The sequence below is a fragment of the Candidatus Glassbacteria bacterium genome (assembly GCA_019456185.1).
Lineage (GTDB): Bacteria > Gemmatimonadota > Glassbacteria > GWA2-58-10 > GWA2-58-10 > JAJRTS01.
This window is the reverse complement of the sequence record VRUH01000009.1, coordinates 92,450-102,689: the sequence shown is the minus strand read 5'-3', so window position 1 is coordinate 102,689 and position 10,240 is coordinate 92,450. Positions and strand designations below refer to the sequence as shown.

At 62.1% G+C, this 10,240-nt stretch carries 10 protein-coding genes and 1 pseudogene (2 of these 11 cut by a window edge); all 11 read right to left on the bottom strand.

From position 1 onward, the window contains the following. On the bottom strand, nucleotides 1–2,969 hold the 5' portion of the coding sequence (locus FVQ81_05470) for a fibronectin type III domain-containing protein (GenBank protein MBW7996017.1). Its footprint begins 1,474 nt before the window's first position; the window shows 2,969 of its 4,443 coding nt (coding positions 1–2,969); it begins with the start codon at nucleotides 2,967–2,969; its stop codon lies off the left edge, out of view. Continuing rightward, nucleotides 2,969–3,763, bottom strand: coding sequence for a hypothetical protein (locus FVQ81_05465; protein ID MBW7996016.1), 795 nt, complete (start codon nucleotides 3,761–3,763; stop codon nucleotides 2,969–2,971). The genes FVQ81_05470 and FVQ81_05465 overlap by 1 nt, the downstream gene beginning before the upstream one ends. Before the next feature lie 57 nt (nucleotides 3,764–3,820). After that, nucleotides 3,821–4,357 (bottom strand): hypothetical protein, encoded by a 537-nt coding sequence (locus FVQ81_05460; protein MBW7996015.1) that lies wholly within the window; start codon nucleotides 4,355–4,357, stop codon nucleotides 3,821–3,823. Nucleotides 4,358–4,617: 260 nt separating this feature from the next. Beyond that, nucleotides 4,618–4,944 (bottom strand): hypothetical protein, encoded by a 327-nt coding sequence (locus FVQ81_05455; GenBank protein ID MBW7996014.1) that lies wholly within the window; start codon nucleotides 4,942–4,944, stop codon nucleotides 4,618–4,620. A gap of 17 nt (nucleotides 4,945–4,961) precedes the next feature. Next, entirely contained in the window at nucleotides 4,962–5,339 is a 378-nt protein-coding gene (locus tag FVQ81_05450; GenBank protein ID MBW7996013.1) for a hypothetical protein, read from the bottom strand. 65 nt (nucleotides 5,340–5,404) lie between these two features. After that, entirely contained in the window at nucleotides 5,405–6,445 is a 1,041-nt protein-coding gene (locus FVQ81_05445) for a hypothetical protein (GenBank protein MBW7996012.1), read from the bottom strand. 69 nt (nucleotides 6,446–6,514) lie between these two features. Next, nucleotides 6,515–6,961 carry a hypothetical protein gene (locus FVQ81_05440; protein ID MBW7996011.1) on the bottom strand — a complete coding sequence of 149 codons (447 nt, stop codon included), beginning with the start codon at nucleotides 6,959–6,961 and terminating at the stop codon, nucleotides 6,515–6,517. Between the two features lie 189 nt (nucleotides 6,962–7,150). Next, nucleotides 7,151–7,603 carry a DUF1320 domain-containing protein gene (locus FVQ81_05435; GenBank protein ID MBW7996010.1) on the bottom strand — a complete coding sequence of 151 codons (453 nt, stop codon included), beginning with the start codon at nucleotides 7,601–7,603 and terminating at the stop codon, nucleotides 7,151–7,153. 250 nt (nucleotides 7,604–7,853) lie between these two features. After that, entirely contained in the window at nucleotides 7,854–8,807 is a 954-nt protein-coding gene (locus tag FVQ81_05430) for a hypothetical protein (GenBank protein ID MBW7996009.1), read from the bottom strand. Nucleotides 8,808–8,878: 71 nt separating this feature from the next. After that, complete coding sequence (locus FVQ81_05425) at nucleotides 8,879–9,283, bottom strand: hypothetical protein (GenBank protein ID MBW7996008.1); 405 nt, start codon at nucleotides 9,281–9,283, stop codon at nucleotides 8,879–8,881. Between the two features lie 53 nt (nucleotides 9,284–9,336). Next, a pseudogene (locus tag FVQ81_05420) lies at nucleotides 9,337–10,240 on the bottom strand (hypothetical protein) (it continues 170 nt past the right edge of the window).

The following is a 10,240-nucleotide window of genomic DNA, read 5'->3' as shown; positions in this document are numbered from 1 at the left end:
GCCGGAAACGCGCCGCCGGCCGAATCGAACTCCGGCTGACCCAGCACGAAATTAGCCGGGTTTCTGGTCAGATTGATTTTGACCTGGATTGCCGACCTGGCGCTCTCGCCCCATTTATTAGCGGCGCTGATCGCCATGATCCAGACTCTGGGCGTGAACGGATCAGGGACCTCGTATTCAAATTTAGTGCCGGCGGTAAACGAGCCCAGTTTCTGCCATCCGCCCGTCGCGATAACGTAAACATAGTAGCTCGATGCGTCCCCGACCGCGTTCAGCAGTTCCACGATCAAACGGCCCGGCTCGGTGCGCAGTATCCAGTCACCGGAGCCGGGGACCGGAGGCACGGGACCGGTCAGCACGACGTTATCCGCTGTCACCACCGGGCTGCTCGCGCCCGAGCTGTGCACGGACCTGACTCCGCAGTCGTATTGCAGGGCCTCGTCGTACCCGCTCCCGGTCCACCCGTAGTTCTGGCTGTCATCGGCGGGTACGCTGTGGATCGGCGCGCCCCAGTCCCGCAGATGGCTCAGCCGCTGGTACAGCTCGTAGCGGACAACTCCATCGGCCTGCTCGTCTACCGCGGCCGGCCAATCCCATTGCGCCGTACCGTCACCCAGCGGCGTAACGGTCAGCGACGAGGGGGGATTGAACTGATACTCCTCGGACGCTGTCTGTTCGGCGTCCAGCAGCACCACTCCGGCCCAGTGGATTGACGAGAGGTTGCTGTCGATATTCTTGCGCGTGATCATCACCAGCAGCGGGTTGGGCGAGGCCGCGCCGGGCCGGCGGTACAGACTGCTATAAAAGTTTATATGTTCGCCGATCTGGAGGCTGGCGTACCGCAGACCGGTGGTGAACTGCACCGTGCGCAGGCCGTCCTGCTGCAGCAGCCGTCGGCGCCTGGCCACGGCGCCTGCCTGGTCCTCCCTGTCCGAGGGGATAAATGCGCTGTAGAGCTTGTCGGATGAGTTTTCCTTGTGGGCCTTGGCGCTGCCGGGACCGGGACTGACAGTCAGGCTGGTATACCCCGTTTCCCCGCCGCCGCTGCCGCCGAAATACACCAGTCCCCAGTTGCGCATGTACTTCAGGCCCGGACTGAAGGTTTCGCTGCCGACAGCAAGGTGGTCGTTCTCGACCACTGGCAGGGCAACTCCATCGCGGAGCCAGCCTTCATCCTGGTCGTATTCGCAATCGAAATCAGCGTAGCGGACCACCCATTTGCCGTTTTCGTCCACCAACTGAAAGGCGAGCAGGTGACGGTTGATCTCGCTGTCCACCCCTTCCAGTCCGGTTGCGGCGCTGATACCGTAGTTCAATTCCCAGTCGAATTTCGAGGCCAGGCTGGCGAAACTGCCGTTGGCCCCCCCTGCCGCGGCCAGCGTGCCCTCGGCGTGGTCATACTCGATCTCGCAACGCCTGATCCCGGCCCGGCGCAGCAGGTCGTACTTGATCTCCGCCGGGTTCGCCCGGTCGTAATAGATATGCTCGGTCTGTTCGGGCGGATCGGCCGGAAGGGGGGCCTGCGCCTTACGGAAGCGGATCTGCTGATCGTAGCAGTGGACCTCGACCTGTCCCGCGCGCGGCTCCCAGTCTTCGACCCAGACGGTTTTGAACGGCAGCCAGTCTGGCTGCCCGCCGGCGCCGTGATCGACAAAATCCGGCGTGTCGAATCCGAGCCAGATTTTTATCCGGTCGTTTTTCATGTTGTAGCTGGAGAACAGCTCCGATGCGATTCCGCCGGGGTCCATCAGCACGATCCGGCTGGTATCGGTGGCCGACGCGCTGCCCGAAAGCGGATCGCCCTCGGCCGAGTAGTCCGGGGCCTCGGCCACCAGGTTCGGGTAGCCGAACATGGGCCGCGAGGCCAGCAGCCAGTTTACCCTGTGCTTGAACGCCACCCTGATCGACTGGATCCGCGGAGTGTCGATCCCCAGGCTGTCGCTGAACAGAGTGGCCTTGAGCTTGACATAGCGTTTGCCGATCACCGAGCCGTCGGATACGGTCCGCGTCAGACTCTTGCCCGCCGCCGCCGAGGCTGAATCAGCTTCGGCGATCTGGAACCTTGCTCTGGTACCCTCTGGTTCGCAGTAACGGATCTCCAGTTCGCCCTCGGCTTCGGCCGGGAGCTCCTGTCCCAGATCGAGTATCCAGGTCCCGCTTCCCTGCTGAGCGAAGGCGTCAACCTTAAACTTGAATGCCAGGTGGCCGCTCTGCAGCCAGTACAATTTGCTGCTGGGGATTCCCCAGTAAAGACTGCCTTTGGTGTAGCTCCCGACTGAATCGCTGCCCTTGAACCAAATGAACTTATCCCCACTGCCAGCGGTCGGTTCGAGGACGATCGCGCAGGGGATATCTCCGCCGGGAATCCAGACATTCTCCCTGCTGAAATCCAGCATAAGCCAGCTCCCGTCGCTATCGTCATCGCGGACAAGCGGTTCCCTGCTGGCGTAGTCGATTTCAAGCCGACCCAGTTCCCTTGCGCCCTCCAGAACCTTGTCCACGTGGCTTTGGCCCGACAACTGCCTCTCGCCCAAACCACTTTCTCCGAGGCCGGTAAGAATCCGGATTGTCAGGCGGCCCGTGTACTCGGAATGGTTATGGATCGACATGTGCAGTTCAGCTAGCTTGAACGACCTGTCGCAGCGGAAAGTCTGCACGTACCGTCCCAAAGTGGCCCCGTCATGGACCATGACACCGTTTTCCTCTATATATTTGTATACTATCGGGAAATAGTTCTTGCTCTGAACCAGGTGGCTCTCCGGGTGGTCCACCTTCCTGCTGCGCTCCAGGCGAAGCTGGTCGGACTGGTGGTTCACATCCAGATTATCGGACGGATCGCCGCTCCTCCAGTCGGCCCGGCAGCTCAACTCGTCGTAAGCCACGGTCGGGCTGAACTCAAACTTTAATACAGGTTCGGCCCGCCCGGCCATGGCGTTCCCTGTCCAGCGGGTCGTCGGTGTCAGGGCCATTAGAGCACCTCCCAGGCTTCGATTATGCCGTGGCGCACCGCGCTGGTAACAGCGAACCGGTGGGCCATGCCCTCGCAGTTCAGGTACAGCGGGTCGCCGGGTTCGCTGGTGGGGAAACTGAGCCACCACCAGTTTTTGCCCCTGGCCGCCGCCTGATTCCACCAGACGGACAACTGGCCGTACTGGCTGTCAGTCAGGTTTTCGAACGCGGCGCGCAGAACCCGGCGGCGAAACCGCTGGGTCCACTGGAACCCGCCGGACGCGCCGTGCAGGGACTCGCCGGTCACTTCTTCCTCGTACGGGTCGAAATCACCGAACGGCCCGAAAGTCAACTCGATCCTGCTGCCCAGCCAGACGTTGAAGATCGAGGGCGTCCGGGTCATGCCGTCCAGACCCTGGAGCAGCACCGACCAGCAGCGGGCCTCAACCGGTGTCAGCGTTTTCCAGTAAATCGTATCGCTGTCCGGCTGGTTGATTACGAGGTCCGAATCATCATCAAGCTTAACCTGGGTCCACGGCCCGCCCGCACTGTCTGCGTGGTACAGGCCGACACTCGGGCTGCTGCCGGTGATATCCGAATTGCGGTCGAATACAAACGTGTCCGCCCAGCGCGGCCCATCCACCAGGGTCCAGATCAGACGCTGAGTGGCTGAGTTACCGCCCTGCCACTTGCTCATCCGCGACAGGTCCGATATGTATTCTATTTTATATACAGGGTTCTCGGTGAACCCCTCTTTCGAGACCGTGGCATTCTCGAGAAAGTTCTCTGCCAGGATATGGGGATATTCTGCCATCAGTTTTCCTCCCGCTGCGCTCTGTTCGGACAAAAAGGTTTAAAGTCCCGGCAAGCATCAGGCAACCGGATTGGCCCCGCTGCGCACCAGCTCCTTGACCTGCTCCCTCAGCCGACGGTCCACGCCGGCGCGGCCAAGAGTGCGGTCGACCTCCACCGCCGAACTCAACGATTGTCCGTTGATATAGACGTTAACTGTCCTCCCCTGAGGTACCGGCGCGGCCGACACGCGGGGGATATAATCGCTCCTGTTCACCAGCGGGGAGGAGAGCTGCTGCGTCTTCCTGCCGCCGAACAGGCCTTTGATACCCTTGAACAGGCTGAAACCGGTCGACAGGATCGAGCTAACCGGGCTCAGGAATCCGAGCGCTGACTTGACCGGCCCGAGTACCGAACCCAGAAACGACATCGGCCCGCCCTGCCCGGTCAGGCCGCCCAGCAGATTTTGACCCATTTTCGCCAGGCTGCCGGCCAGTTCGTCGAAAGTCTGATTGCCGGTGCTGAGGAAGTTGCCGAACATCTTCCCGAAGCCGCCCTCCATTTTCGTCAAGCCGTCGAGCGTCTGCCTCAGGAATTCCTCCTGACCGGTCTTCATCTGCTGCCACCACTGACCCGGTTCGGCTTGATAACTTCCGCCGGCGGGCATAAGACCCCCACCCGCTGAAGGCCTCACTCCGGGAACCGTCATGGAGGTAGAGAAAGCCTGCTGACGGGACAGGCTCCCGAAAAATTGATTCACAGTCGCCGTCAAGGCCGCAGATATCTGCCTGCCGCCTCCGGAATTTCTCTGATTCCCGGTGCCCGTTTTCCATTTACTGACCATTTTCTCTCGTCCCTTCGCGATAAGAATCCAAATCAGACCCTGCGATTCGCCCGACCGAATTGCCCTAGCGGGAATTGAAAAGTCCTGCGCTGAATATCCGCCAGATGCTCCTGCTTTGCCTGGAGACACACGCGGCAGACCTCGTAGTCTCGCCAGCCGATCTCAGCAGCCGAGGGGCTGAAAGTCTCGATAAAGTCCGCCAGGAACAGCGCGTAATTCGCCGCCAGGCATCCGCCCTCCCGATCGCTTCCCCGCAAGCTGCAACCACGGCAGGGGTCGTCGCTGTCGGCGAGCCAGCCGCAGCACTCCGTACCGGGGCAGATATCGCTCCTGCCGGGGACACCCGCTCCGTCCAGCACGCGTCGGATGTCCCGGATCAGTTTTTTACGGCTTCAGGCTCCAGGTTACCGGCCTCCGAGAGCAGCTTTTCCACGGCCCACAGCTTGTGCTCCAGCGGAACAAGGGCCACCCACCAGCGCTCATCCTCGCTTCCACCGTCCTTGAGGTCATAGCCCTCCACCTCCAGGATACTGTCATCGTAAAGCCGCTCCTGGGCTGAAAGATAGGCCAAGTTACGGTCCTGGCCCTCGGCGGCCGGTACTGAGCCCATCGCCGCCCAGAACCGTTTCTTGTCGGCCGCCGAGGGACGGCGGAACAGATGGACCAGCTGATAGTGCTCGCCACCGCTCTGCACAGTCAGCTCCACACTCACCCGCTCATCGCCGCCAAGGCCGAAAAACTTCCTGTCTTCCATCCTGAACCTCCCTGTCCGAAAAGTTGAGCTGAGATATATTACTTTATATATCATAAGCATTGTTATCAGACGAAGTACTCCGGCACGGAACCCTCGACGGTGCAGATCGCCAGCGGACCACCGGTGGACGCGTGGTAATCTCCCTCGGCCGTCAGCGAGATCACCATCATCCCGTCCTCGTAGCTGTAATCCAAGCCGGTAAACACCGCCTGCGGGATCGTGATCTCCACCAGGTCGTTCTCCGGGGGAGAGGTCCCGCCGATTACCTCGCCGAGGCAGCTGATCACCACCGACATCGGCGTGGCCTGCTGCTGGGCGGTGCGGAACGTGTCGAGATCACCGGTGGATCCCAGCAGGCTGATGTTCAGCGTCATGCTGCGCTCCGGCGAATACGGCCACCACGAGGGGTGGAGCCGCTCGCTTTCGCTGGAGGCTTTCTGCCAGGCCAGCTCGGCATTGATCCCCGAATTCAGGTTCAGGCTGAAATCCCGCAACTGGGCGGTGCGGGAATCATCACCGTCCAGGCTGAATGTACCTGCGTAGCTGTAGAGATAGCGCAGCGCGGAAGCGGCCGGCCAGTTATTACCGGTCACTGTACCGCCGATCTTGCTGGCCACCAGCTCTGCTCCGGCCTGCAGTCTGTCGGTCCGGCTGCCGCTGATTGTCAATCCAGTCACTGCGGCATCCTGGATATAGTAGCTCAGGTCGTCCTCGCCCACGGCCAGGGTGGTGGTCCATGCGGCCGGCCGGCTGTCGAGCGACTGAAACGAACAGTTGTGCTCGTTTGCGCCACCGGCTGTGGTTTGGGCCGTTTCGGCCGAGAACAGCAGACCCAGCAGGTAACCGATAAAATCGACAGGCAGCGCCTGGTCGGGGATACTGAATTGAACGGACTGGCGTTCCCGCCCGCGCTGTTCGGTCCAGTCGTGACCACTGCCGACACTGCCTCTGTCGCTCCAGTGTTCCGCTGTCTCATTGACAATCAGTGGTTCCTGCAGCTTGAGGAACCTGTCCATATCCGCTTCGACGAGCGGACTGCCGAAAGCGCTCTGCCGCTTGGATGACCAGGCGATCCGCGTGCTGCTGGCAAACACGGGTGTAACCATTTTTCCTCGCTCTCCGTTACGTTGACCGGGGAGGATTCCCCCTCATATAAAACTTTATATACACATTCCTCAGACGCTCTGACGAAGCTGCCAGGTGGAGATGCTGGAGCCGAACACGGCCAGCCCCTCTTTCTCCGCGGCGCTGTCCACCCGGAACGCTCCGAGCTCGAGCGGGGCCAGTCCGTCGATCCCCAGCCTGGCGCCCAACAGGCAGTCGCGGACCTCGTCCAGCAGCCCGTAGCCCGTTTCCAGGCTGAATCCCTGGCCGCGGAAATCCTCCACGACTACTTTCACGCTGAACGACAGTTCCTCGCGGGCCAGGCTTTCCTCGGCATTGAGGCTCCTGTAGTTCACCGACGACAGGCTGATTCCGACGAACGGAAAGTTTCTGCCCTGGGCCGCCAGGTCGGCGACCGAGCCGGTGAAAGTCGCCACGGTCCGGCTGTTGAGCCCAGGGACCTGCGCGGCCAGACGGGAAATTATCGCATCGCTGATTGTCTTGATATCTGCGGCCACGCGGCCCTCCTGCTCAGTGAAAATCGGTTTTGAATATCGCGGCGCTCCGGTCGGCGTATTCGCAGCTCTCGCCGATACCTCGTCTGCCGGGATGTATTTCCCGGACGCGGGTGTATTGTGTCACCTCAACCCGGGCCGTCCGGCACCTCCCCCGTTTCCGGCCGCCGACGGAGCGCCGCTCAATTCGTCTTAGAACTTGTCAAGTTTCTCGCTGCTGTACTTCCGGTCGCTTTCCTCGGCGTCGGTACGGTAGATCTCCTCCGGTTCCGCGGCCGTGCTGCCGGAGTCATCCAGCCCGAGGTCCAACTCTCCCCGCGAGGCGGCGGCCAGCCGTTCGAGACTGTCCTGGTAACTGGTCCGCCAGTCACTGCTGACAGCCCGGCGTCGAAGATAGAGCTGGTAGACCGCGATGATCGCACTGAGACGGTTGATCTCATCGGGGACTGGATCGTAGCTCCTCAGGCCGGGCCAACGGCCCAGCAGGTAGCTGTCGATCTGGCTGTCCGCATTCTCGATCGCTTCACCGGCCACCTCCAGCACATCGGCGCTGGCAATCGTCGCCGAGGGGTCCGTGCTGCACAAGCGCACAAGCTCGTCGCTGTCGATCCAGCGAGTCAGGTCGCTGACAGTACTGTAAGCCACTCAGGTCCTCCTTCCCGCCCACCGGGCGGGCCGTCGCTGCGGCCCGCCCGGCATCCGGGTCAACTAGATTTAGCGCTTCCGGTGCTTTTGCCGCCCCTGGCGGAGCGGCGACGGAGTGGACATGCAACTCCCATCTCCTCTGCCCGCCGGGCGTCATCTTCCGGCAGCACCACAACCTCATCCGGCTGACGGAGCTTACTGCGATAAATCCAGGATTTAAGTATCTTAACTTTCATACATTACCTCCGGATCAGGCATACGCGCCGGTGATCAGGAAACCGCAGTCGGCGCAGACCACTTCTTCGGTCTGCTCGATCAGGCCCTCGATCACGGTGGCGTGACGGCTCTCGTCGCGGTAGCGGTAGGCGGCCACATCGAGGCTGCCCGCCACCGGACGGCGGAACTGGTAAGCCAGCGAAATAGCGCGCTTGCTCGGGCTCTGGCGCTCCACGTAGGCCACCAGCACGCTGTTGTCGTCCCAGGCGAAATCCACGTTGGGAGTACTCACTCCCGGCGCGGCCTCATCGCTCAGGGCCATCGGGATCACCACTTCCAGCCCGAACAGCTTGGGCGGCAGCTCGCCGCCAACCAGCAGGGTGCTGTCGGTGTACTTGACCAGCTCGCGGATGTTGCTGTCCTTCTTGGCGGCCGCGGCGATATGGGGCGGGACCACGATCGTGTTGGGTTCCACGCCGGCCTTCTTGCGCACGCTGAGCTTAGCCGCGTCGATATCGCCCTCGATATCGACACCGCTGCCGGCGTTCCAGGCGGCGGTGGCCGAGGCGTTGTTGGTAACGACGTTGGTGTCCATCACCTTGGCGATCAAGCGCATCTCGATCGGCAGCTTGAGCTTACGGGTAATCAGCTCGATAGCGTCGCGCTCGGGGTCAATCACCGCACGGTCGGCGTTATCCAGCTCCTCGTCGGCGACCAGATCCTTCAGTCCATACTGCTGGCAGGCATAAGTCGCCGAGCTGTAGCTGCGTGATATCTCGTTGCTCTCGGTCTTGGGGGCGCGCAGCGCATCGTAGTCATCGCGCAGGGCTTCCGTGCCGCTGAACACGTAATACTTGCCGTTGGTCACCGGTACATGGACCACCGGCGCAACTCTGTCGGCCACGAACGGACCGCCGGCGCCCATACTTTCCATGGCGAACTGAGTCAGTGTACGGTTGAGATTCAGGGTCGAATATCTATCAGCCATCTTCGCTCTCCTGGGTATTGACGGGTTTCGATACGTTTCTCCAAATCAAGTATGCTCAATTTTATGCACTACTACGGAGCCGGGTTATCGACACGCGCCGGCCAGACCGCCACCGGGATCAACTGGTCGGCGGCGGCCGATGCCCGCAGGGCGTAGCCGACAAAATACTGGGCCGTGCCCTGCGCCCCCGCACCGGCGGTCGTCACTTTGCCGGTGGCGTCGGAGACAAGCCAGTCGCCCTCAGAGACGCTTCCGTCGGCGGCCAGGGCCAGCACAGTACTGCCGCCCTGGGCCACGCGGACGTCCTTGCCCGCGGTGCCAGGCTCGGTGGTAATTCCAACAAACTTGGCCGCGTTGGCTCCGCTGGCGTCAACCACGCCGCTGTTGAGCACGGTGCACGTGCCGCGGGCGATATCGCTGCTGCCGACAGTGAACGTGTCGGTGTTGATCAGTCTCTCTCTCAGCTTGACTGCCATTTGCGTTTCTCCTCTGTTAACCACTACATTAGTTTAGATATAAGTGCCTTACCCTATTGCACCTGACCGGCCAGCCGGACCCTGAGGATCGCCTCCTCGAACACCAGTCCCGTCTCGGCGGCCATCAGTTTCAGCGCCTCGTCGTGCTCGGGGTCCTCGGGGAATCCCTCGAATGCCGCGCGGGTGCGGTTGAGCCGGCCGTCCGTGTCGCGGCCGGGGGCGAGTGCGCTGATCTCCGCCAGCAGGCCCATCGGCTCACGCGAGGAAATTTCCGCCAGGATCGCCGCCCGACCGGCCTCGTCCAGGCGCTCGCCCAGGCGGATATAGCCGGCCTGCTCCGCCGGAGTTATCCTTTCCTGGCGGGCGGCCTCGGTCAGCGTCGCGCTGAACTCATCGAGGTTCTCGTTGTCCAGCAGCTCGGCCAACTGACGCTCCAACTCGGCCACTCGTTTTTCGGCGGCGATGCGCAGGCTGCGCTCCTTTTCCAGTTTTGCCACCAGCCCGGCGATATCCTCCTCGTCACCGACCGCCGTCTCGTCCTCGCGGGTAAACACCTCCATCAGCGAACTCACCGCCCGCGCGGCCAGTCCCTTTTTACGTTCGTCCATCTCATCCCCTCCTCGGTTCTCGGGTAGTCGGTCGCAAGCGCTTTCCAGCAGGCTGATAATCTCGCCGCAGCCGTCGGCCAGCAGCGATGGCTCCGGGCTGAGTCCCTTTACAGCCGGCGGCTGGGCCCCCAGAAAGGTGACCGCGGCCAGGTAGGCCCTGCCTGTCGGCTCGAACGGCTTGTACATTTCGATCGAGCGGCTGCGGTAGGCTCCCTCGCGCAGCCAGTCGCGAAGCCTGGTGCTGAGGCGATAGAAGCGCGCCTGGAGCACTCCGCCGGATACCCGCAGGGCGGCTACCCAGCCCATGGCCGGTCCCTCGTGGCGATGCTCGACAGTCACGGGAGCTTCC